This is a genomic window from Bradyrhizobium sp. P3_C3 (assembly GCF_056402655.1).
Window position 1 is genome coordinate 60,984 of record NZ_JBFUGY010000038.1, and the last position, 23,652, is coordinate 84,635.

The window sequence follows — 23,652 nt, forward strand, 5'->3', positions numbered from 1 at the left end:
CCGCTTACGCGGCGAGCCACCCTCTCCCACAAGGGGCGAGGGTGCACCGTCATCGTGGCTAGATAGAACAACAAGGGCGGAAGCAATGCCAAAAATCGATCGGGACGGTGTCGGGATCTACTACGAAGTTCACGGCGACGGTCCGCCGCTGCTGCTCACCCACGGCTATTCCTCGACCTCGGCGATGTGGCATGGCCAAGTCGACGCGCTCGCGAAGGACCACAAGCTCGTCCTGTGGGACATGCGCGGCCACGGCCAGTCCGACTATCCCGACGATCCTCATGCCTATAGCGAAGCGCTCACCGTCGGCGACATGGCCGCGATCCTCGATGCGGTCGGCGCCGGGCGCGCCATCATCGGCGGGCTCTCGCTCGGCGGCTACATGTCGCTCGCGTTCTATCGCGCTTATCCGCAACGCACCCGTGCCCTGCTGATCATCGACACCGGCCCCGGCTTCAAGAAGGACGACGCGCGCGAGGCCTGGAATGCACGGGCGCTTGCGACCGCCGACAAGCTCGACCATGAAGGTCTCGACATGCTGAAGTCGGCGACACGCGAGCGCGCCACCGCGAGCCATCGCAACGCCAGGGGATTGGCGCTCGCCGCACGCGGCATGCTGACCCAGCGCGACGCCCGCGTGATCGAGCTGCTCCCCGACATCAAGGTGCCGTCGCTCGTCGTGGTCGGCGCCGACGACGCGCCGTTCCTCGCGGCGTCCGACTACATGGCCGCAAAAATCCCCGGCGCACAAAAGGTCGTGATCCCCGCCGCCGGTCACGCCGTCAACATCGATCAGCCCAAGGCTTTTATTGACGCGGTGACGCCTTTCCTGAAGAACTTGCCGGGATAGGACGGTCGGACAGGGACACTGGCAATGAAGCAAGCGATACTGGCTGCGAGCGCGGTGCTGCTATCGATGTCTGTGCAGGCTGAGCCGTTCGGCGGCACGCCGCCGCGCCGGCCCTTCGTTGCGACCTTGTCGAACAACACGCCGCTCGCCTTCGGCATGGATGCCGAGCAGACCGCGCGGGCACTGGGGCAGCCGCTGCAATATGTGCGCGGACGGCCCGGCAACGAGATCTATCTCGCGCTTCGCAACCTCGGCGGCAGCGGTCTGATCCCCTACCGCCATCGCCTGTTCCTGCAGTTCCGTCACGGACGGCTGGCGGGATGGAAGGAAGACTACGGCGAGAACTGGATGTGGGAGTGAGAGCGACGCACAGCCGCCTCCCCTCATCCTGAGGAGCTTGCGGAGCAAGCGTCTCGAAGGATGAAGGCCCCCGCTGCTGCTTCTCGGCCTCCATCCTTCGAGACGCGCTGACGCGCTCCTCAGGATGAGGGGAGAGATTAGAGTTCGTAGTAACCAAGAAGGACAACCCGCGTGGGACAAGACATCAAGCTGACGGCTTCCGACAATTTCCAGCTCGGCGCCTATCGCGCCGATCCCTCAGGCGCCCCGAAGGGCGCGGTGGTGGTGATCCAGGAGATCTTTGGGGTCAATCACCACATCCGCTCGGTCTGCGACCGTATCGCCGGGGAAGGCTATGTCGCGATTGCGCCGTCGATCTTCGACCGGACCTCGCCGAACTTCCAGTCGGGCTACACGCCCGACGAGATCGCCGAGGCGCGCAAGTTCGTCGCCAGTCCCGACTGGGACGCGATGCTGCGCGACACCCAGGCCGCGATCGACGCGGTGAAGAGCGTCGGGCCGGTCGGCATCATCGGATTTTGCCTGGGCGGCAGCGTCGCCTTTGTCGCGGCGACGCGGCTGTCGGGCCTGAAGGCCGCGATCGGCTACTACGGCGGCGCCGTGGTGCGCTTCGCCGACGAGAAACCGAAGGTGCCGACACAACTGCATTTCGGCGAGAAGGACGCCGGCATTCCCCTGACCGACGTCGAGACCGTCAAGGCGAAGCGACCGGATGTGGAGGTCTTCATTTATCCAGGCGCCCAGCACGGCTTCCATTGCGACGAGCGGCCGAGCTACGACAAGGCGAGCTCGGATGTCGCCTGGCCGCGCAGCCTGGCGTTTTTCGCGAAGCATTTGAAATAGCGCGCGCGGCTCTCTCCGCTGTCATTCCGGGATGCGCCGCAAGGCGCAGGCCCGGAATCCATAACCACGAACTGGGGTTATGGATTCCGGGCTCGCGACTTCGTCGCGCCCCGGAATGACAGAGCGAGTGCGTGCGCCTGGCCTCAAAGCAGGAATCGGGTGGCTGCATCACGGCGCCCGGCGATAGAGCTGGCCGATCAAGCCAACTCGCGCCGGGAGATCACCATGCAGCAAGCCATCACGCACCTCGTCATTCGCAATCCGTTCGGAACCATGGACGTCCCGGGCCCGGACGATTCTGAAGTCATGGACTACGCGGCGACCGCCACGCTGGCCGGCGATGCGGCCGACATCAACGCGGCGGCATGGACATCCATTGCCGCCCTCTCCGATCCGCTCGAGGGCATCTGGGCTAGCAGATGGAATGGCGGCGCCGATCCGACCATTGCGGGCGATACGCCGGACAGATGGAAAGAGGGGCACGCCGAAGTCCGCGTCGCGGGGAGCCGGATCTATCTGCGTTTCGACTGGGACCATGGCCGCCGGCACGGCCTGATCGATGCTGCGCGCGAGGGCGCGCGCCTGGCTGGAAAGTACATCAACCTGACTACGCCTGCGATCACGCGGCCATGGGTCGGGCACGTGGTCGATGGCACGCGCATCGACGGATGCTTTCCGAACGGGCGGCTGGATTTCAGGCGGTGAGCTAGAACCAGCGCTCGCCGACGAACACGGTGTCGCCGGGGCTCAAGGGAGTGCCGAGCGGGACGATGGCGCGCATCGCGCCGCCGGCTTCGGTGTGCGTGACGGTGACCACGTCGCGCTTGGCGCGGGGCGAGAAGCCGCCGGCGATCGCGACCGCGCTTTCGACCGTCATGTTCGGCACATAAGGATATTGGCCGGGTGCGGTGACTTCGCCGAGGATGAAGAACGGGCGGTAGGCTTCGATCTCGACCGCGACCGAGGGCTCGCGGATGTAACCGTTGCGGAGGCGCGCGGCGATTTCACCGGCGAGACCCGCCGGGGTGCGGCCGCGGGCCGGCACCCCGCCGATCAGCGGCATGGTGATCGAACCGCCGGCATCGATGGCGTAGCTGTTGGTGAGGCCTTCCTGGCCGTAGACCACGACGCGCAGCCTGTCGCCTGCATCGAGATGATAGGAGGAGTCGTAGCGCACTGGCGCCGCCATCGGCGCGGCGTAGCCGACCGGCATGGGTGCAGGCGACGAGGCAAAGGAATTGCGCAACGCGCCGATGGCGCCGCCACCGTCGGCGACGACGACCGGCTGTGGTGCGCCATAGGGCTGACCATAGGCCATGGAGTCGAGATCGGCACGGGGCTGCATGACCGCGACGGGACCGGCGGTCTGCATGCAGCCGCCGAGGGCAAGCGCGGCGGACGCTGCCAAGGAGGCTGTCAAGATCGACCATCGAAACGCGCGTGCAACCGGCACCGGACCTAATCCCTCGAAACGAGACGGCCCCAGTCTTGCACTGGTTATGGTTAACAAAGCGTTGAGGGGGGCAGCGCGGCAATGCGGATGCGATGACACCGCACACTCCGTCATGCCSGGGCTTGTCCCGGGCATCCACGTTCTTGGTGCCGCACGAAGATCGTGGATGGCCGGGACAAGCCCGGCCATGACGAGTTGTTCGTGGCGAACTTACGCGCTCACGCCCACGCCGATCGGGCAGGACACGCCGGTGCCACCGAGGCCGCAATAGCCGGCGGGGTTCTTCGCCAGATATTGCTGATGGTAGTCCTCGGCGAAATAGAACGCGCCGGCGGGCGCGATCTCGGTGGTGATGGCGCCGAGACCTTTTGCAGCAAGCGCCTTCTGATAGAGCGCCTTCGATTCATCGGCCGCTTTCTTCTGCGCATCAGAGTAAGTGTAGATCGCGCTTCGGTACTGCGTGCCGACATCGTTGCCCTGGCGCATGCCCTGCGTCGGGTTGTGGCTCTCCCAGAACGTCTTCAGGAGTTTCTCGTAAGAGATTTTCTTCGGATCGAACACGACCAGCACCACTTCGGTGTGGCCGGTGCGTCCCGAACAGGTCTCCTCATAGGTCGGGTTCGGCGTGTGGCCGCCGGCATAGCCGACAGCGGTCGCGTAAACACCGTCGCCGAGCTGCCAGAATTTGCGCTCGGCGCCCCAGAAGCAGCCGAGCCCGAACACGGCCTGCTCGAGGCCCGCGGGATAGGGCGGCTGCAACTTCGCGCCGTTGACGAAATGGGTGGTCGCGGTGGGAATGGCTTGCGCACGGCCCGGCAGCGCCTCCGTGGCGCTCGGCAATGCGGTGGTCTTGCGCATGAACAGCATGATTGGCTCTCCGAGACGAGCTGTCCGTCGCTTGAGCCAATGCAAGAAGCCAAGGGCTCAGGCGGCGCGCTCGCGATCAAGGTGGGAATATAGGTATCTACGCAGGAGGGGGCAGCTCTGTTACGGCTGCCGTCAACGCGAAGTTCAGTCTCGGCGGGAATTGAAAGATCAATCCCGGGAATAACCGATCAGCGGCTTCCGCGGGCGGAACAGGATCATCAGCAGGATGCCCAAAATGCCGAGCACGGCGAAAACCGGCTGATCCAGCACGAGGCGGATCACCGAGGTCCAGAGCCAGGGCGCCTTGGCCTCGACCCAGGTCCGGAACGCCGTCTGGCTGGCCTGGTTGATGTCGTTCCAGAACTGGCCGAACCGGGTGAACCGCAGGGTCTGGTCGGCCACCCAGCGGGCGCCGTCATAGACCATGAAGATGAACCCGCCGGCCAGCAGCAACAGCCCAATCAGTCGGAAAAAGCCGCGGATCATGCCTCACCTATATGGTCGTCCGATCGGACGACCTCTGCAATGCCGCCAGCCAATAGCCGGGCGACGGCAGAAATTCAACCTCTTCAGGGCGTTACGGCGCGCGCTAGAGCGCCCAAGGCCCGTTTTCCAGCCCCGGAAAGCGTTGACGGTGCCGCAGACCCCCTCTATAAGGGCGCCAACTGGCGGTGGGCGCAATCCTGCCGCCGCTGTTCTTTGAGCAGTTGCAGGCTCCATGAGCTTTAATGGCTTGGAGCCTCAGAGACGACCGCAAGGCCGTCGCTCATGTTCCGGGAACAGCCCAGCAACCGAACACCCTAAATCCGAGCGTCGATTAAGCGGTCAAGCAGCCGGCGCTACCCGACCAAGACGCGACCGGTACCGCAAAGGATATTGAGACCATGGCCAATACCACTTCCGCCAAGAAAGCGACGCGCAAGATCGCCCGCCGCACCGCCGTCAACAAGTCGCGCCGCACCCAGATGCGCGGTGCCGTGCGTACCGTCGAGGAAGCCATCGCGACCGGCGACCGCGCCGCCGCGCTGAAGGCGATGGCGAGCGCCGAGCCCGCGCTGATGCAGGCCGCGCAGCGCAACATCGTTCACAAGAACAACGCGAGCCGCAAAGTCTCCCGGCTCACCGCGCAGATCGCCAAGCTCGCGAAGTAAGCTCGTCGAGTCATCCGATCGACTRATCGGATCGACATCGCGCTCGTCAATCAGCCCGGCTCGCGCCGGGCTTTTTGTTGCCTGTCACAATTCACGCTTGCGGTCGTTGGGCGACTACTCTTCCGTTGGAAGACTCGTGTCGTCTTCGCTGCGCTGCGCCCGTAATTTCACTGGCGGATGTTTTTGCAACAGCGGAAACTTTCACTGCGCTGCGAAAAATCCCTGCGGGGCGGGCTTAAGTTGAATCCGCGCGCGCGAGAGTTCTGCACACCGTAGTTTTCCCGGAACCGGTTCGCGATGGAGTTACCCTGCGAAACGAGACTCAAAAAGCGGTGTCTCAATAATCACTTATCGACATAGCGCCGACAAGCATTTGGAAAAATTGCCCGCAAGGCGTGCGCGTGACGCTTTTGTAAAAAATTTTTGGCGGTGGCGGAGATTTGTCACATGACGCGCGGCGCCTTCGAATCTGTGCACGGATTCAAACTCTTGCTCGCAAGCCTGTGCACAACTCCCGCGCGCCGTTAACGCTGGTCAAGTTTTTAGTCGCCTCAAGTGTGAATCAATTTCGTTGCGAGTCTTTCCGCATAGTGTATTCCTTAAGTCGTCCGCAGCGCCCACGATCTCAAGACCAGCGCGGTTTTAGAAACGGGGCGAGCGTGCAAATCGGCGGCGGTGTGCACGTAGGCGACGCTTCAACAAGCGATTGTCGGTTCAAAACCCATAGCAATATGGGAACGGTAGCTCTTTGTCTGAATGTCTCCAAGTGGGATCTTCGATCCCGCTCGCGCCAGACGCAAACGAGAGATGTCATGAAACTACCGCGACACACGTGATGGCGTAGCCGAGCGGACGAACAGTGCAGACGGGCGGGACATCGGCGACTTCAGTCGCAGTTGTCTTCAGGACACGCAGGACCTTGCCGTGAGCAATCACGGCAGGACGGGGAGGGTATCATGTCTTACGGACTCAACGCGGTATTGAAACAAGCCACCTATTCCAACGATGCCGGTTTAGATCAGCCCAACCTCCAGCCTCCCGCGTGTGACGGAGCGCCGAGTACGCGCTGACCTCGCGACCCCTCCATCTCTGACATCGCCAATCCGACCCGCGGCGTTCGCGCCGAACGGCGGAGCTGTGTCCGACGATGGAATCGCTCGAGGTCGTGCCCTTTGAAGGATCCTGGCGGGACCCCTTCATGGCACTCACAACGCAACTTTATCTCTCAATAGAAGTTTTTTGACGATGAACACATCGGAACAGGATCGCTGGTCACGCGTGAAGAGCCGGCTGCGCTCGAACGTAGGCGAAGACGTCTATACGAGCTGGTTCGCCCGTATGGATCTGGAAGGCGTGCAGGAGGAGAGCGTGCGGCTCTCGGTGCCGACGCGCTTCCTGAAGAGCTGGATTCAGGCGCATTATGCCGAGCGCGTACTGTCGTGCTGGCAGGCCGAGGCGCCGGAAGTTCATCGCATCGATCTCACCGTTCGCTCCGCGGTGCGCCCGGTTGTGCAGCAGAAGGAGACGCCTGCGCCGGTCGAAACACGCCGCGCACCCGCGCCGGAACTGCGCTCGACGGCGACTGCGCCGGTCTCCGCAAATCATGACGCGCTCGGCGGCTCGCCGCTCGATCCGCGCCTGACCTTTGCAAGCTTCGTCGTCGGCCGCTCCAACACGCTGGCGCATGCGGCGGCTCGTCAGGTCGCCGAAGGGCGTCGCGGCGATCCCGTCATGTTCAACCCGCTCTACATCCATGCCGGCGTCGGCCTCGGCAAGACGCATCTGCTCCAGGCCGTGACCTGGGCCGGCAATTCCGGCAACGAGCGCAAGGTGCTGTATCTCACGGCCGAAAAATTCATGTACGGCTTCGTCGCCGCGCTGAAGACGCAGACGGCGCTCGCCTTCAAGGAAGCGCTGCGCGGCATCGACGTGCTGGTGATCGACGATCTCCAGTTCCTGCAGGGCAAGTCGACCCAGGCCGAGTTCTGTCACACGCTGAACGCGCTGATCGATGCCGGCCGCCAGGTCGTGATCGCGGCCGACCGTCCGCCGTCCGACCTCGAAAGCCTCGACGATCGCGTGCGCTCGCGTCTCGCCGGCGGTCTCGTGGTCGAGATGGGCTCGCTCGGCGAAGAGCTGCGGCACGGCATCCTGAAGTCGCGCGTCGCCGCGGCCCGCGCCCATCACGCCACCTTCGACGTGCCGGAGGAGGTGCTGCTCTATCTGGCGCGCACCATCACCCATAACGGCCGCGACCTCGAAGGCGCGATCAACCGGCTTCTCGCGCATTCGAAGCTGAACAACCAGCCGGTGACGCTGGAGATGGCCGAGCGCGAGGTCCGCGATCTGGTCCGGCCGCAGGAGCCGAAGCGGATCAAGATCGAGGACATCCAGCGCGTGGTGGCGCGGCAGTATAATGTCAGCCGTTCCGACCTCCTGTCCTCGCGCCGCACCGCCAACGTGGTCCGTCCGCGCCAGGTGGCGATGTATCTCGCCAAGACGCTGACCCTGCGCTCGCTGCCCGAGATCGGCCGCCGCTTCGGCGGGCGCGACCACACCACGGTGCTGCACGCCGTGCGCAAGATCGAGGCGCTGGTCAACAAGGACACGGCGCTGTCCGAGGAAGTCGAGTCGCTGAAGCGCCAGCTTCAGGAATAAACGCCTAAGGCTCCTGCCATTCTCCCGCCGCCCCGGCCATGCCTGGGCGGCGGTGTTCGTTTGCCGGGACGGCCGCCCTCCTTTTGGGCTGTAAATCGTGGGGAACCACCCCGCAATCCCTTGAAACGGATGGCTTTCCGCGCCACCTTGCGCGACCCTGACGGCTTTGGTCATATCGGCTGGATGATCCGGCTTTTCGGGGTCTTCGATGCCGTGGCGCGCGTCCCGCCGCCCGGCTTTTCCAACGTTGTGTTTCCTTGGGGATCGGGCGAGTAGTGCAATGAAGGTTACGGTCGAACGCGCGCAACTCCTGAAATCGCTGGGTCATGTCCACCGCGTGGTCGAGCGCCGCAACACCATTCCGATCCTCGGCAACGTGCTGGTCCGCGCCGAGAACGCGAAATTGTCGCTGAAGGCGACCGACCTCGACCTCGAGGTGACCGAGACGCTCCCGGCCGAAACCGCGACCGCGGGCTCCACCACCGTGCCGGCGCACATGTTCTACGACATCGTGCGCAAGCTGCCCGATGGCTCGCAGATCGTGCTGGAGGCCGACGGCGACCGCGCCGTGCTGGCGATCCGCGCCGGCCGCTCGCGCTTTACGCTGCAGACCCTGCCGGAGAATGATTTCCCGGATCTCGCCGCCGGCGACATGTCGCATTCGTTCTCGCTCGCCGCCAAGGACGTCAAGCGGCTGATCGACCGCACCCAGTTCGCGATCTCGACCGAAGAGACGCGCTATTACCTCAACGGCATCTATCTGCACGCCGCGGGCACGGCCACGGCCGCCACCCTGCGCGGCGTTGCCACCGACGGCCACCGGCTCGCCCAGCTCGACCTGGTCCAGCCCAAGGGCGCCGACGGCATGCCCGGCGTGATCGTGCCGCGGAAAACCGTCGGCGAGGTGCAGCGACTGATCGAGGACAACGAGGCCGAAGTCACGATCGAGCTGTCGCAGGCAAAGATCCGCTTCACCATCGGCAATGTGGTGCTGACCTCGAAGCTGATCGACGGCACCTTCCCCGACTATGGCCGCGTGATCCCGCAGGGCAACGACAAGGAACTCGTCGTCGACAAGAAGGATTTCGAGAACGCGGTCGACCGCGTCTCCACCATCTCCAGCGAGCGCGGCCGCGCCGTGAAGCTCTCGCTGTCGCCGGGCAAGCTGGTGCTATCGGTCACCAACCCGGATTCCGGCAGCGCGACCGAAGAGCTCGAAGTCGAATACGCCTCCGACGCCCTCGATATCGGCTTCAACTCGCGCTACCTGCTCGACATCGCCGCCCAGATCGAAGGCGACGTCGCCACGCTGAAGCTCGCCGACCCCGGCTCGCCGACGCTGGTGCAGGACAAGGACGACAAGAGCGCGCTGTACGTGCTGATGCCGATGCGGGTGTGAGGGACGTGTTCCCTCGCCAGCGCACACTGCCTTTAGAACCAAGCGCGATGCACGTTACTGCGCCCTCTCCCCTTGTGGGAGAGGGCTGCACCGGTGTTTGACGCAAACTCACTTGGGTGAGGGGTTGGTGCCACGAGACCCGTCCCATCGACCTACCTCCCCGCCTCTCCGCCAATTTGCACGGAAGATGCGGCACGAGCCGACTGACGCCGAAAGGGCAATGTGGCGCTTGCTGAGGGATCGTCGGCTCTCCACATTCAAGTTTCGCCGACAGCAGCCGTTCAAGAACTACATTCTCGACTTTGTCTGTTTCGAGAAAAGACTCGTGATCGAGATTGACGGAAGCCAACATGCAGAATCAGAAAGCGATGCAGCTCGAGACGCGGCCTTGTCCGCCGAAGGTTTCGCCATAGCCCGCTACTGGAACAATGACGTGCTACAGCAGCCCACTTCTGTGTTGGAAGACATCCTTGCAAAGCTTGCCGGGCGGTAAGATACCCCTCACCCGTCGCCTCACTTCGTGAGGCGCCACCCTCCCCCACAAGGGGGGAGGGAAGGCACTGCCCGGCAATGACGAGTTAAAATGACCCCCTCCCGCATTCAACGCCTGACGCTGACGCATTTTCGCAATTATCGGGCGGCGGGGCTCGAGACGGCGGCCGACATGGTGGCGCTGGTCGGGCCGAACGGGGCCGGCAAGACCAATTGCATCGAGGCGATCTCGTTCCTGTCGCCAGGCCGCGGCTTGCGGCGCGCCACGCTGGAAGATGTCGCCGACAACCAGGGCGACGGCTCCTGGGCCGTGTCGGCGCAGGTCGAGGGCGCGCTGGGGCTCGCCACGCTCGGCACCGGTATCGACGCGCCGCGCCCCGACAGCACGATCAGCCGGCGCTGCCGCATCGACCGCGAGCCGGTGAATTCGGCCACCGCCTTCGGCGACCATATTCGCATGGTGTGGCTGACGCCGGCGATGGACGGGCTGTTCATGGGCGCGGCCTCCGAGCGGCGGCGCTTCTTCGACCGCCTGGTGCTGGCGATCGACAGCGAGCATTCCAGCCGCATCTCCGCGCTCGAACGCTCCCTGCGGTCGCGCAACCGCCTGCTCGAGACGCGCAATTACGACGACCATTGGTGTGACGCAATCGAGCGCGAGACCGCGGAGCTTGCGGTCGCGGTCGCCGCAACGCGCGGCCAGACCGCAGCGCGCCTCACCGGCATGCTCAACGCGCGCGCGCAGGAATCTGCCTTTCCGTCCGCTCAAATCGCGCTGGACGGCTGGATGGAGAACGCGCTGCTCACGGAGACCGCGACGTCGGTCGAGGACCGCTACCGCCAGATCCTGCGCGACAACCGCCCGCGCGACGCCATCGCCGGCCGCACCACCGACGGCCCGCATCTCACCGATCTCCAGGTGATCTATGCGCCGAAGAGCATGCCGGCGCGCGATGCCTCGACCGGCGAGCAGAAGGCGCTGCTGATTGGCCTCGTGCTGGCGCATGCGAGCCTGGTCGCCGAGATGACCGGCATCGTGCCGCTGCTGCTGCTCGACGAGGTCGTCGCGCATCTCGATCCGAACCGGCGAGCGGCGCTGTTCGAGGAGCTGCGCAAGCTCGGCGCGCAGGTGTGGCTGACCGGCGCCGACCCCGCCGCCTTCGCCGACATTGGCGCAGGCGGCGATGTCTTTGACGTCGAGAGCGGACGTGTCTCCGCCCGGCGATAGACCGCGCCGTTGAACCCGGCCGTTTGCAATCGCGACTAGCCTTTGAGGCCGCGGCGATGCCTGTCACGGCCTTCGCCAGCGCGCAAATGACATCACGCGCGAATACCCTGGAGAATGAGATGCGGACGGTAAGGACCGGGGTGCGAGTCCCGGCTCAATGGCTGGCCTTTGCGTGCGGCCTCCTCTTGCTCGCGGTCTGCATGCTCGCAGCAAGCGCCAGCGCCTGGGTGCCGCATCTGTCGCCGCTGTTCGCGTCGGCGCTCACGCCGGACCCTGCTGCCAAGCTGCCCGCGCCGACCCGTTACAGCTACCGAGGAACGCACACCACCGTCGTCAAGGGCGTTGAAACGCCGCTCCGCACCAGGCTGGAGGCCACCGTGCCCGCCGAGCTCGGCGACGTCCTCGCCTTCTACCGCACCGAGCTCAGCAAGCTCGGCTGGCAGGAGCAGCGCGATGGCGCGGTGGTCTCCGCCGATCACGTCAAGCTCGCCTTCGCCTCCCCGCTCGGACCTGGCATGCTGGCGCTCGACCGCAAAGACGCCAGCACCGCCGTCAATCTCGTGCAGAAGAATGCATCTGTCGCGGCCAATGCGAACGTGATGCCCGAGCCCGGCCAAGCGAAGCTGGTGTTCTCCAATATCAGCGAAACGGAAGCCACGCTCACGATCAACGACCGGACCATCAGGCACGCCGCCGGCGCCTACGCGGTTTCGCTGGATCTGCAGCCCGGGAGATATTCCTACGAGGTGAGCGTGCCGGGCCATCCAGCCACGACGAACATCCTCAACTTCGCTGCCGGCGATACCTGGGAGCTTACGATCGGGCGCGACGGAGAGGCTTGGTCGCCGCTCCTGCTGTATTGAACCTCACGGGTTTCTGCCGCGACTTCTCGTCTGAGGCCGCGCCGACGGTGTCGCAGGCTGCAAATGCGCACGCCTGAGCCGTGCGCGATATCCTGGAGACGTGATGATGTCGATGATCCCGCGCGGGACCCAAGTCCCGGCACGATGGCAGCTGCTTGCCTGCGGCGTTGCCCTGATGGCGAGCTGCTCGATCGCGGCCGCTGCCGACGGAGGCATTGTCGACGTCCATGCGCTGCCGCAGCTCGAGGGCGCGGTGGAAGACACCTCGCGCCCCGATCCCTACCGCGTCGAATACCGCATGCCGACGCCGGAAGCCGTGACATCGCCGGCGGTGAAGAAACTCCTGAGCGCCGACGGCTGGGTGCCCTATGTGAGGCCGCTGGAGGAGAAGAGCACCACGCTGAACTTCAAGAAGGGACGGCAGGGCCTTTCGGTTCACTTCACGCAGGCCCTCGGCCGGCCCGATCAATCCGTTGTCTACTACACGACCGACCGGATCTACGGGAACGTGCCGTTTCCGGACGGCGCGAGCGACATCATGTTCGATGGGACCCGGCCCTATCTCGGCTGCATCGCGCCCAGCGCGCTCGATGCGACGTCGGATTTCTACACCAGCCAGATGGCTGCGATCGGCTGGCAGAAGCTGACGCCGGAAATCGCCGCACGCTGGACGACCAGCCTGGATGAGACCGTTCCCAACGGACTGCGCGCCTTCTACGCGCACCCCGACGGCAAGGACACCGGCTTCTACCAGCAGAAGCCGGTCATGCTGACGCTGACGCGCCGCGACGACGGCCGCACCAATGTCGATATCCGCGTCGCGCCCTTCGCCCTGCCCAGCGAGCTCAAAGCCGATAGCGATCTGGCCGGGCTGCCGCGGCCGAACCCGACCAAGACGGCCAGGGGCCTCGGCAGCGCAAGCTCCAACAAGCGCGAGATGTCGGCCGCCGCGATGGCCGAGCTGCCCGCCGTGCTGGCCTTCTATCACCGCGAGCTCGCCGCGCGCGGCTGGCAGGAGGATGGCAGCGCGCCGCTCGCGCCCGGCGACGAGGTCGCGATCAAGATCTCCAACGCCGAGGAAACCGGCGTGCTGCGGCTCGGCCGCAAATACGATTTCACCATGGTCAGCCTGACCGCGCAGGTGAAGGACTCCGCGCTTGCCGCCCGCGCCAAGGCGAAGAAAGAAGCCGATGAGAAATTTCTTGGTGACGCGCTCGGTGCGGCCAAGCAACTCATCGCCGCCGACGAAGCGCGGCGCAAAGTGCAGGCCGGCGCGCTGTCCGACGCGCCGCTCAATGCGCTCGCCGACAGCAAGACGCCGGTGCCGCTGCCCGAGACCGCCGAAGGCGTGACGTTCGAAGGCGGCGACGGCCGGCTCGAATTCTCTTCCACGTCGAGCGTGAAGGCTCTCGGCAGCTTCTACCGCGCATCGTTGAAGAACGCGGGCTGGAAAGAGCAGCCCTCCGTCATCAACCAGCCCAACATGGCGGTGATGGAATTCTCCAAGGCCGGCAAGTCGATCTCGATGACCGTGATGCAGATGGGCCCGAAGGTGAATGTCAGCGCCAACGGCACCGGCCTCATGGTGGCTGCGGCGAAGCCGGTTGAGGCCAAATCGGCAGAAGCAAAGCCGATCCAAGCCAAATCGACCGAGCCGCTGAAGCCCGATCCCGATTCCGCCCTGCCGGTGCCGACGCAGCGCAGCTCGAGCGGGATCAGCTCGACGAAATTCCCCGGCAGCGACCAGTCGTTCCGCAAGGAGCTTGAAGCCAGCATTCCGGCTGAGCTCTCAGATGTCCTCGCCTTCTATCGCGCAGAGCTCACCAAGCGCGGCTGGCAGGAAAAGACTGACGGCGCGACGGTCACCGCCGATCGAGCGGAGCTGGCGTTCACCTCGCCGGAAGGTCCGGCCATGCTGAAGCTCGGCCGCGCCAGGGAGGAGACAACGGTCAGCCTGGTGCAGCGGAATCCGCAGGCCGCGGCCAAGGCCGACATCATGCCCAAGGCGGGCCAGGCCAGGCTGATGCTCGGCAATATCGGGCCGAAGGAGGCGTCGCTGACGATCAACAAGCAGACCATCAAGATCGCGGCCGGCGCCGGCGGCCCGCAATCGCCGAAAGGCCCGATGCTCGACCTGCCGCCCGGCAAGTACCAGTACGCGCTGCGTATGCCCGGTCAGCCCGCCCGCACCGACACCCTCACCGTTGCCGCCGGCGATGCCTGGGGCCTCCTGGTGGGGCCAAGCGGCGACGTGCTTCCGCTGCAAATGTATTGAGGTGCGACGAAGCAGGTGCGCCCACGCGCAGCCGGCGTTTCGGACCCGTGGGCGGAAAGTTGATCTAGATCAACAGAGCGTTGCGGCATTGCCTCCCGAATAGGCGTCAACAGGGTTCTGACGTCTCCAAGAGGGAGCTTGCAATGACGCGTACCCGTCACGTTGACGATAGCTCAAAGCCAGAAAGCCGCTTACTAAACCACCGCAACTTGCTGCTTTGTGGCACCGCACTGACCGTCGCTTTTTGGCTGTGTGCTCTGGAGACGACCTGCCTCGCGCAGCAAACCACCGGCACGCCGGGTTCGCCGAGCGCCACGACAACCATCGATGGCAAGCAGCTTCCGCCTGAACCTCCGAAGTTCGAAGGCGTGATCAAGGAAGATGCCGCGGACTCCAAGCCATACTGGCCACCGTCCGTTGTGCCGCCCAAAGGCGCGCCGAACGTGCTGCTGATCATGACCGACGACCAGGGTTATGGCGTGACCGGCACCTTCGGTGGGGTGGTCCCGACCCCGAACATGGATCGCATCGCCAAGGCGGGCCTGCGTTACACGCAGTTTCACTCGACAGCGCTCTGCTCGCCGACGCGGGCAGCGCTGATCACCGGCCGCAACCACCACTCGGTCGGGTTTGGCGTGATCGGTGAAATGTCCACCGGCTATCCGGGCTACGATTCCGTCATTGGCCAGGAAAGTGCGACGATCGGGACCATTCTGCGGGATAACGGATTTGCCACCTCGTGGTTCGGCAAAAACCATAACACCCCAACCTATCTGTACAGCTCGGCCGGGCCGTTCGACCAATGGCCGGTCGGAATGGGATTCGAATATTTCTACGGCTTCATGGGCGGCGAGACCGACCAGTGGACGCCTTACCTTTTCCGCAACACGAGCCAGGTTTTTCCATGGGTCGGCAAGACCGGCTACAACCTCATCACCGACATGGCGGATGACGCCATCAACTACATGAACGGACTGAACGCGGCGGCGCCCGAGAAGCCGTTCTTCGTCTACTACGTGCCTGGCGGCACCCATTCCCCGCATCAGCCGAAGAAGGAATGGAGCGAGAAGTTCAAGGGCAAGTTCGACATGGGTTGGGAGAAGCTGCGCGAGCAGATCTTCGCCAACCAGAAGAAACTCGGGGTGATCCCGGCGAACACCCAGCTCACCGCCTGGCCGGATACGCTGCCGAAATGGGACTCGCTCTCGTTCATCCAGAAGAAATTGTACGCGCGCGAAGCCGAGGTGTTTGCCGGCTATGCGGCCTATACCGACTACGAAATCGGCCGCGTCATCCAGGCGGTCGAGGACATGGGCAAACTCGACAACACCCTGATCATCTACATCAGCGGCGACAATGGCACCAGCGCCGAAGGCACGCTCGAGGGCACGCCGAACCAGATGACCGCCTACAACGGCATTCTGAAACTGCCCGAAACCGAGCTGATGCTGCATTACGAGGATTGGGGCTCCGACAAGACCTACCCGCATATGTCGGTGGCGTGGTCGTGGGCCTTCGATACCCCGTTCAAATGGACCAAGCAGGTGGCATCGCACTTCGGCGGCACCCGGCAAGGCATGGCCATCTCATGGCCCGGTCATATCAAGGACGTTGGCGGCATCCGCAGCCAATTCCATCACATGATCGACATCGTGCCGACGATTCTTGAAGCCACCGGCATTCAAGCTCCCGACACCGTCAATGGCATCAAGCAAAGGCCCATCGAGGGCGTCAGCATGGCCTATACGTTCGACCAAGCTAACGCCAACGCGCCGTCAAAGCGCAACACGCAGTATTTCGAGATGTTCGCGAACCGCGGCATCTATCACGATGGTTGGTATGCATGTACGACGCCGCCTGCGCCTCCCTGGCTTCTGGGCACCGCCAAGCTGCCGGGGATCAATGAATACAAGTGGGAGCTTTACAACATCGCCGAGGATTACTCGCAGGCCGATGATCTCGCAGCCAAGAATCCCGACAAGCTCAAGGAGTTGCAAGCGTTGTTCCTGTCGGAGGCGGCGAAATACCAGGTCTTTCCGCTGGACAACTCGGTCCTGCCCCGCATTGTGACACCGCGCCCAAGCGCGACCGCCGGACGAACCGTTTTCACATATTCTGGTGAGAACGCTGGCATCCCTGACGCTAACGCTCCGAGCCTTCTCAATAAGGATTACACGATCACGGCCGAGGTTACCGTTCCTAAGGGCGGCGCGGAAGGAATGATCGCAACTCTAGGCGGTCGCTTTGGCGGATACGCCCTCTACCTGCTCAAAGGCAAGCCGGTCTTCGTATACAACTTGCTCGATCTAGAACGGTACCGCTGGGAAGGCGGCATTGGCGGTCGCGACTTGTTTACCGATGCGCTCAAGCCGGGCAAGCACACCATTGTATTCGACTTCAAGTACAACGGACCCGGCCCGGGCAAGGGTGGCACCGGTGTACTGACGGCCGATGGCAAGCTGGTGGCCGCAAAGACGATCCCGCACACGATTCCGTTTCTTATGGCCATTGACGAAACGTTTGACATCGGCAGCGACACCCGCACGACGGTGGACGACAGCTATAAGCTGCCCTTCCGCTTCACCGGCAAGATCGACAAGCTGACCTTCAAGCTTGGCGCGACGCAAATGACGGAGGATGAGCAAAAGGTCATTCGACACGCGCTCGAAAGGGCGAGGGACTAAGCGCGACAAGTCGTGGCGATTCATGTCGGCCCCAACGCCACGACTCATCCTTCTTCGCTAGGAAATCGTTCGGCGGGATCCGCTTCGAAAGCCTGCGCGAAATATCATCGCGTATAGAAGGGAGCGCCGGCAGTGGATTCTTCATTTGGCGCGCTGGATGCGTTGCCGGCGCCGGCGGCCCGCAATCGCCGCAAGGCCCGATGCTCGACCTGCCGCCCGGCACCTACCAGTACGCGCTGCGCCTGCCCGGGCAGCCCGCTCGCAACTGGACCCTGACCGTAGCCGTCGGCGACGCCTGGGGCCTCCTCGTGGGGGCCAAGCGGCGAGGTGCTGCCGCTCCAGACGTATTGATCCCGCCGCCTGTGGCTTTAGCGGCCAGGTTGAACCTGTCCGGTTCGCGAGGCGACTAGTCGTCCGGAGGCCGCGGCGACCAGGTCGCAGCCGCTGCATCGCGCGAAGATCACGACGTGCGACATCCCCGGAGAGTAGGCATGACGACGGTGAGGCGTGTGATGAGAGGTCCGGCACGGTGGTTGCCACCGCTGTGCGGCCTCGCTCTTCTCGCGGGCGGCCTGGTCGCCGCAGGCGCCGGCGGATGGCTGCCGCACCCGTCACCGCAAACTTCGGCCGCACTCACACCGGCGGATCCAGACGCCGAGATGCCGGTGCCGAAGCAACACAACTTCTCCAGCTCCAACACCACCCATATGACCGGCATCGAAATCCCGCTGCGGGTCGGGCTCGAAGCCCATGTGCCGGCCCAGCTCAGCGATGTGCTCGCCTTCTACCGCACGGAGCTCGCAAAGCGCGGCTGGGAGGAAAGGCCTGAAAGCAGTGTGGTTGCCGCCGATCATGTGCAGCTCGCCTTCGCCTCCCCCAAGGGGCCGGCCACCCTGAAGCTCGGCCGCGCGCAGGACGAGACCATTGTCAGCCTGGTGCAGCGGAATACGGAGGCCGCAGCCAAGGCCAATTTCCTGCCGATAGCAGGACAAGCGCGGCTGATATTCGGCTATCTCGCGCCGGACACGGCTTCGCTCACGATCAACGATCAGACCATCAAGATCGCGGGCGGCGTCGATCACCCACAAACGCTGGATCTGCCGCCCGGCAAATATTCCTACAAGCTGGTCGTGTCGGGCTATCCGGTGCGCACCGATACCATCACCGTGGCCTCAGGCGAGGCCTGGTCCCTCAGCTTGGGCGACGACGACAAGAAGCCGGATCAGATCTACTGAACCCAGTGACCTGTTCAGAGGCGCCACGGCGCCTGGGAACGCGCTTCTCCGCCCCGCAAAATCCACGCCTTCAAGAGCTAAAAACAGGACCTCGAATCGCCCTTTTCGCAAGCCCCAGAATCGGCCTTCGAGAGCCTTGAAAACCGGCAAAAAATCCCTATTTCGTCAAAGGGTTGCCGGAAGATACTTTGCGCTAGGCGCAAGCGGTCTTTCATGGCACAAATAGCCTGCAAATCAGCGCCTTTTGCGCGGCTGATTCGGGCGACATCTCGAAGGCCTCTCATGACAGAACCTGCTCGGCAGACGCCTGCCGAAAACGAGCCCTCAAATCCGAGCGATTACGGGGCGGAATCGATCCGCGTGCTCAAGGGTCTCGACGCCGTCCGCAAGCGCCCGGGCATGTATATCGGCGACACCGACGACGGCTCCGGCCTGCATCACATGGTCTACGAGGTCGTCGACAACGCGATCGACGAGGCGCTCGCGGGCCACGCTACGCGCGTCGACGTCGTGCTCAATGCCGACAATTCCGTCACGGTGCGCGACGACGGCCGCGGCATTCCCGTCGACATCCACAAGGGCGAAGGCATCTCCGCGGCCGAGGTCATCATGACCCAGCTCCATGCCGGCGGAAAGTTCGACCAGAATTCCTACAAGGTCTCCGGCGGCCTGCACGGCGTCGGCGTCTCTGTCGTCAACGCGCTGTCCAGCAAGCTCGGCTTGCGCATCTGGCGCGACAACAAGGAGCACTACATCGAGTTCGCCCATGGCGATGCGGTCGCACCGCTGGTGGTGGTCGGCGACGCGCCGGGCAAGCGCGGCACCGAGGTGACGTTCCAGGCCTCGACGGAAACCTTCAAGAACATCGAATATGATTTTGCGACGCTGGAGCACCGGCTGCGCGAGCTCGCCTTCCTCAATTCCGGCGTCAACATCGCCCTCTCCGACATGCGCCATGCGGTCGAGAAGCGCGAGGAGATGCACTATTCCGGCGGCGTCGAGGAGTTCGTCAAATATCTCGACCGCAACAAGAAGGCGATCGTACCGGCGCCGATCATGGTGCGCGCGGAGGCCAACGGCATCGGCGTCGAGGCCGCACTGTGGTGGAACGACAGCTACCACGAGAACGTGCTGTGCTTCACCAACAACATCCCGCAGCGTGACGGCGGCACCCATCTGGCCGGTTTCCGCGGCGCGCTGACGCGCCAGGTCAACGGCTATGCCGAGGCCAACGCCAAGAAGGAAAAGATCGCGCTGACCGGCGACGACTGCCGTGAAGGCCTCACCGCCGTTCTCTCGGTGAAGGTGCCCGATCCGAAATTCTCGTCGCAGACCAAGGACAAGCTGGTGTCCTCGGAAGTGCGTCCCGTGGTCGAGAACGTCCTCAACGAGGCGCTCCAGGCCTGGTTCGAGGAGCACCCGTCCGAGGCCAAGATGATCGTCGGCAAGGTGATCCAGGCCGCCGCGGCGCGTGAAGCCGCACGAAAGGCGCGCGAACTGACGCGCAAGAGCCCGCTGTCGGTCTCCTCGCTGCCCGGCAAGCTCGCCGATTGCCAGGAAAAGGATCCGGCCAAGTCCGAACTCTTCATCGTCGAGGGCGACTCGGCAGGCGGCAGCGCCAAGCAGGGCCGCAACCGCGAATTCCAGGCGGTACTGCCGCTGCGCGGCAAGATCCTCAACGTCGAGCGCGTCCGCCCCGACAAGATGCTGGGCAGCGAGCAGATCGGTACGTTGATCACCGCGCTCGGCACCGGCATCAGCGACGAATTCTCGATCGAGAAGCTGCGCTATCACAAGATCATCGTGATGACGGACGCCGACGTCGACGGCGCCCACATCCGCACGCTGCTGCTGACCTTCTTCTACCGGCAGATGCGCGACATCATCGACGGCGGCTACCTCTATATCGCACAGCCGCCGCTCTATAAGGTCAGCCGCGGCAAGTCCGAGCAGTATCTGAAGGACGAGCGGGCGCTCGAGGATTATCTGATCGACACAGGCCTCGACGACTGCGTCTTCATTCCCGGCGTCGGCGGTGATCGCACCGGCCGCGATTTGCGCTCGCTGGTCGACGACGCCCGCACCGTCCGCAGCGTCCTGCGCAATCTGCACAGCCGCTACAATCGCAAGGTGATCGAGCAGGCCGCCATCACCGGCGTGCTCAACAAGGCGATCTACGGCGATCCCGAGAAAGCCGCCGCAGCGGCACAATACATCGCGGGACGGCTGGACAACCAGGCCGAGGAGGTCGAGCGCGGCTGGGTCGGCCAGTACGTGGAAGGCCAGGGTTTCCAGTTCGAGCGCACCGTGCGCGGCGTCAAGGAAGCCGCCGTCATCGACGCCGCCTTCCTGGGCTCGGTCGAAGCCCGCAAGCTCGACGAATACACCGTGAAGCTCCAGGACGTTTATGCCCGCCCCGGCAAGCTGCGGCGCAAGGACGTCGAGCACATGGTCTACGGCCCGGTCGACCTGTTCGAAGCGGTCACCGACGCCGGCCGCAAGGGCATCACGCTGCAGCGCTACAAAGGTCTGGGCGAGATGAACCCGGAGCAGCTCTGGGAAACGACGCTGGACATCGATGCGCGCTCGCTGCTGCAGGTGAAGGTCAAGGAGGTCGACGAGGCCGACGACATCTTCACCAAGCTGATGGGCGACGTGGTCGAGCCGCGCCGCGACTTCATCCAGGAACACTCGCTGAGCGCGACGATCGATATCTGAGGCGCGCTGCTTCCGCAGCGTCATGGCCGGGCTTGTCCCGGCCATCCACGCCTTGCTCCGCGGAACAAAGAACGTGGATGCCCGGGCCTTCGCCTCGCCGAAGCGGCTTCGGCCGCGCAGGCGGGACAAGCCTGGGCATGACGGTTAGGCCGATCCCAGCATCGCTGAACCTCACCCCCCACCATCGCGACGAAACGGCATGAACCCGTAAGGCCAATTCCGGCCGGGAAAACGCCATGCCATGATCGCCTCCGCGTCGACCAGTTCCGCCCTCCCCTCCCGCCGTCTCGGCATCATCGGCAGCATTGTCGGTGTGCTGGCGCTGATGGCGGCGGTGCTGCCGCACTGGGTGGTGCCGATGATCTTCCCGCCGCCCCCGGCGGACCAGGTCATCGTCGACAGCGGCCATCGCATCAAGGACCGCGTGATCGCGCGCGTGAAGGGCGTGGAGTATCAGGCCCCCAAGGTCGAGAAATCGGCTGGACGGAGCTGGAGCGAAACCGCTTCGGCCACCGCGATCTCGCTCGGCCTGCTCGCCATCCTGCTCTCGGTCCTCGCGCTGATCTTTCGGGAGGAGCGGCTCCTTGCCGCCGTGGCCGCCATCCTCGGCACCGGCGCCATCGCGATCGAGATTTCCTTCGTCATGATCGGCGCGCTGATCCTGATCGCGATCCTGTATGTGGTCGCGAATATCATCGGGCTGTTCTGACCACCCGCGCCTACAAGCACCCAGCCTCATCCTGAGGAGCCCGCGAAGCGGGCGTCTCGAAGGATGGCCGCGGGCGAGATATCCGGGCCTTCATGGTTCGAGACGCGCGTTCCGCGCTCCTCACCATGAGGGATTGGCAGCCTCTCCGAGGCTAACGGATCGGCAACGGCCGGTGGCCGCCGCAATTGCTCCCGCGCTCAATTCTCTGTAGTTTCCGCCCGAAACAGCCCCACCCAACAGGACAGCGAGAACCCCGTGGCGCCCATCCAGTACATTGTCGAGGGCGGTCACCGGCTCTCGGGCTCGATCGAGCCGTCCGGCAACAAGAATTCGGCGCTGCCGATCATCGCCGCCGCCCTGCTCACCGAGCATCCGGTGACGCTGGAGAACGTGCCGCGGATCCGCGACACCGAGACGCTGGTCGAGCTGATCCGCTCGGTCGGCGCGGCGGCGGAATGGACCGCCCGCAATACGCTGCACATCCACGCCAAGAGCATCCGCGCCGCCGACCTCGACCCCGAGCTCTGCGTCCGTATCCGCGCCTCGATCCTGCTCGCAGGCCCCCTGCTCGCCCGCTGCGGCGAAGTGATGCTGCCGCCGCCCGGCGGCGACGTCATCGGCCGCCGCCGCCTGGACACCCATGTGCTCGCGCTCGAACAACTGGGCGCCAAGGTCACCGCGACCGACCGGCTCGAATTCCGCGCGGCAAAGCTCGCCGGCGCCGACGTGTTTCTGGACGAGCCGAGCGTCACCGCAACCGAGAACGCGCTGGTCGCGGCGGTCGCCGCCGACGGCGTCACCCATTTGCGCAACGCGGCCTCCGAGCCGCATGTGCAGGACCTCGCCAATTTCCTGGTCGCGCTCGGCGCGCGAATCGAGGGCATCGGCACCAACACCATGATCGTGCATGGACCGGCGACGCTGGGCGCCACGACCTACCGGATCCAGCCCGATCATATCGAGGTCGGCTCGCTGATCGGGCTTGCGGCCGTCACGCGCTCCCCGCTTCGCATCGTGCGCGCCGGCGTCGAGCATCTGCGCTCGATCCGCATGGGGTTCGAGCGGCTCGGCATCGTCTGCCGCATCGAGGGCGACGATCTCATCGTGCCCTCGAACCAGACGCTGAAGATCCAGGACGATTTCGGCGGCCACGTGCCGAAGCTGGAAGACCAGCCCTGGCCGGCCTTCCCGGCCGATCTGATGTCGATCGCGATCGTCACCGCCACGCAATGCGACGGCGTGATCCTGATGTTCGAGAAGATGTTCGAATCGCGGATGTTCTTCGTCGACAAGCTGATCGCCATGGGCGCGCGAATTGTTCTCTGTGATCCTCATCGCGCCATCATCGCCGGCCCCAGCCGCCTGCGCGGGGCATCGATGATCTCGCCCGACATCCGCGCCGGCATGGCGATGCTGCTCGCCGCGGTCTGCGCCGAGGGCACCTCCACGATCAACAACGCCGACCAGATCGAGCGCGGCTACGAGCGCATCGACGAACGCCTGAACGCGCTCGGCGCGAAGATCAGGCGCGTGCCGGAGAGGAAGGGCTGAGGGCTCCTCTTCCCTTCTCCCCTTGTGGGAGAAGGTGGCGCGAAGCGCCGGATGAGGGGTATGTCTCCGCGAATCCACTCTGATTTGAATTCGCGGAGACATACCCCTTGTAAGTCGAAGCGCCGCAGGTCTGCTATTGTAGACGTTGCGGTGACGGACGGGAGCCCGCAAACCCCCAGGTCGTTGCAGGCCGTGGGTGAGAGAGGTGCCCCGTCCGTTAGTCCATTGAACCCGAACAGTCGCCTGGGCCGCAAAGTGCGAAGCCCGATTAGGCAAGGAAGGGTGACCATGGATATCATCGCGGTTGGTATCGACG

At 64.5% G+C, this 23,652-nt stretch carries 19 protein-coding genes and 1 pseudogene; 17 read left to right on the forward strand and 3 right to left on the reverse strand.

The window, feature by feature from the left end:
* The first annotated feature begins 85 nt into the window (after nt 1-85).
* From AC1DW2_RS33225 to AC1DW2_RS33240, 4 genes are all read left to right on the forward strand, one after another.
* A complete protein-coding gene (locus tag AC1DW2_RS33225) occupies nt 86-850 on the forward strand; it encodes an alpha/beta fold hydrolase (RefSeq protein WP_441497865.1) in 765 nt (254 codons plus the stop codon).
* A 24-nt stretch (nt 851-874) separates the two neighbouring features.
* Complete coding sequence (locus AC1DW2_RS33230) at nt 875-1,210, forward strand: hypothetical protein (RefSeq protein ID WP_441497864.1); 336 nt, start codon at nt 875-877, stop codon at nt 1,208-1,210.
* 171 nt (nt 1,211-1,381) lie between these two features.
* On the forward strand, nt 1,382-2,053 hold the full coding sequence (locus tag AC1DW2_RS33235; RefSeq protein ID WP_477008052.1) for a dienelactone hydrolase family protein: 672 nt from the start codon (nt 1,382-1,384) through the stop codon (nt 2,051-2,053).
* 225 nt (nt 2,054-2,278) lie between these two features.
* Complete coding sequence (locus AC1DW2_RS33240) at nt 2,279-2,758, forward strand: hypothetical protein (RefSeq protein WP_441497862.1); 480 nt, start codon at nt 2,279-2,281, stop codon at nt 2,756-2,758.
* Nucleotide 2,759: 1 nt separating this feature from the next.
* On the opposite strand, the gene AC1DW2_RS33245 is transcribed toward AC1DW2_RS33240, so the two are convergent.
* The 3 genes from AC1DW2_RS33245 to AC1DW2_RS33255 all read right to left on the reverse strand — a co-directional run bounded on the left by AC1DW2_RS33245 (nt 2,760) and on the right by AC1DW2_RS33255 (nt 4,859).
* Nucleotides 2,760-3,506 (reverse strand): polysaccharide biosynthesis/export family protein, encoded by a 747-nt coding sequence (locus AC1DW2_RS33245; RefSeq protein WP_028151117.1) that lies wholly within the window; start codon nt 3,504-3,506, stop codon nt 2,760-2,762.
* Nucleotides 3,507-3,716: 210 nt separating this feature from the next.
* Nucleotides 3,717-4,373 (reverse strand): peptide-methionine (S)-S-oxide reductase MsrA, encoded by a 657-nt coding sequence (msrA, locus tag AC1DW2_RS33250; RefSeq protein WP_063980097.1) that lies wholly within the window; start codon nt 4,371-4,373, stop codon nt 3,717-3,719.
* 168 nt (nt 4,374-4,541) lie between these two features.
* A complete protein-coding gene (locus AC1DW2_RS33255; protein WP_007616084.1) occupies nt 4,542-4,859 on the reverse strand; it encodes a hypothetical protein in 318 nt (105 codons plus the stop codon).
* A gap of 398 nt (nt 4,860-5,257) precedes the next feature.
* Here AC1DW2_RS33255 and rpsT point away from each other — a divergent pair, with 398 nt between their 5' ends.
* The 13 genes and pseudogenes from rpsT to murA all read left to right on the forward strand — a co-directional run bounded on the left by rpsT (nt 5,258) and on the right by murA (nt 23,336).
* Nucleotides 5,258-5,524 (forward strand): 30S ribosomal protein S20, encoded by a 267-nt coding sequence (gene rpsT / locus AC1DW2_RS33260; RefSeq protein ID WP_028151115.1) that lies wholly within the window; start codon nt 5,258-5,260, stop codon nt 5,522-5,524.
* 1,245 nt (nt 5,525-6,769) lie between these two features.
* Nucleotides 6,770-8,182 (forward strand): chromosomal replication initiator protein DnaA, encoded by a 1,413-nt coding sequence (gene dnaA / locus AC1DW2_RS33265; RefSeq protein WP_063980098.1) that lies wholly within the window; start codon nt 6,770-6,772, stop codon nt 8,180-8,182.
* Nucleotides 8,183-8,462: 280 nt separating this feature from the next.
* Nucleotides 8,463-9,581, forward strand: a complete 1,119-nt coding sequence (gene dnaN / locus AC1DW2_RS33270; protein ID WP_014491013.1) for a DNA polymerase III subunit beta — start codon at nt 8,463-8,465, stop codon at nt 9,579-9,581.
* Nucleotides 9,582-9,708: 127 nt separating this feature from the next.
* Nucleotides 9,709-10,074, forward strand: a complete 366-nt coding sequence (locus AC1DW2_RS33275) for an endonuclease domain-containing protein (protein WP_441497861.1) — start codon at nt 9,709-9,711, stop codon at nt 10,072-10,074.
* 90 nt (nt 10,075-10,164) lie between these two features.
* Nucleotides 10,165-11,301, forward strand: coding sequence for a DNA replication/repair protein RecF (recF, locus tag AC1DW2_RS33280; RefSeq protein ID WP_441497860.1), 1,137 nt, complete (start codon nt 10,165-10,167; stop codon nt 11,299-11,301).
* 119 nt (nt 11,302-11,420) lie between these two features.
* Nucleotides 11,421-12,164 (forward strand): hypothetical protein, encoded by a 744-nt coding sequence (locus tag AC1DW2_RS33285; protein WP_477008053.1) that lies wholly within the window; start codon nt 11,421-11,423, stop codon nt 12,162-12,164.
* Nucleotides 12,165-12,270: 106 nt separating this feature from the next.
* Nucleotides 12,271-14,439: a hypothetical protein gene (locus AC1DW2_RS33290; protein WP_477008058.1), complete on the forward strand. Its 2,169-nt coding sequence runs from the start codon at nt 12,271-12,273 to the stop codon at nt 14,437-14,439.
* 143 nt (nt 14,440-14,582) lie between these two features.
* Nucleotides 14,583-17,123 carry an arylsulfatase gene (locus AC1DW2_RS33295; protein WP_477008054.1) on the forward strand — a complete coding sequence of 847 codons (2,541 nt, stop codon included), beginning with the start codon at nt 14,583-14,585 and terminating at the stop codon, nt 17,121-17,123.
* A 164-nt stretch (nt 17,124-17,287) separates the two neighbouring features.
* Nucleotides 17,288-17,474, forward strand: a pseudogene (locus AC1DW2_RS33300) (hypothetical protein); the annotation flags it as partial.
* A 140-nt stretch (nt 17,475-17,614) separates the two neighbouring features.
* Nucleotides 17,615-18,358: a hypothetical protein gene (locus AC1DW2_RS33305; RefSeq protein ID WP_441499530.1), complete on the forward strand. Its 744-nt coding sequence runs from the start codon at nt 17,615-17,617 to the stop codon at nt 18,356-18,358.
* 282 nt (nt 18,359-18,640) lie between these two features.
* Nucleotides 18,641-21,076 (forward strand): DNA topoisomerase (ATP-hydrolyzing) subunit B, encoded by a 2,436-nt coding sequence (gyrB, locus tag AC1DW2_RS33310; protein WP_166347611.1) that lies wholly within the window; start codon nt 18,641-18,643, stop codon nt 21,074-21,076.
* Between the two features lie 241 nt (nt 21,077-21,317).
* Nucleotides 21,318-21,785 (forward strand): hypothetical protein, encoded by a 468-nt coding sequence (locus tag AC1DW2_RS33315; protein ID WP_441499531.1) that lies wholly within the window; start codon nt 21,318-21,320, stop codon nt 21,783-21,785.
* A 255-nt stretch (nt 21,786-22,040) separates the two neighbouring features.
* Complete coding sequence (murA, locus tag AC1DW2_RS33320; protein ID WP_014491005.1) at nt 22,041-23,336, forward strand: UDP-N-acetylglucosamine 1-carboxyvinyltransferase; 1,296 nt, start codon at nt 22,041-22,043, stop codon at nt 23,334-23,336.
* The last annotated feature ends 316 nt before the right edge of the window (nt 23,337-23,652 follow it).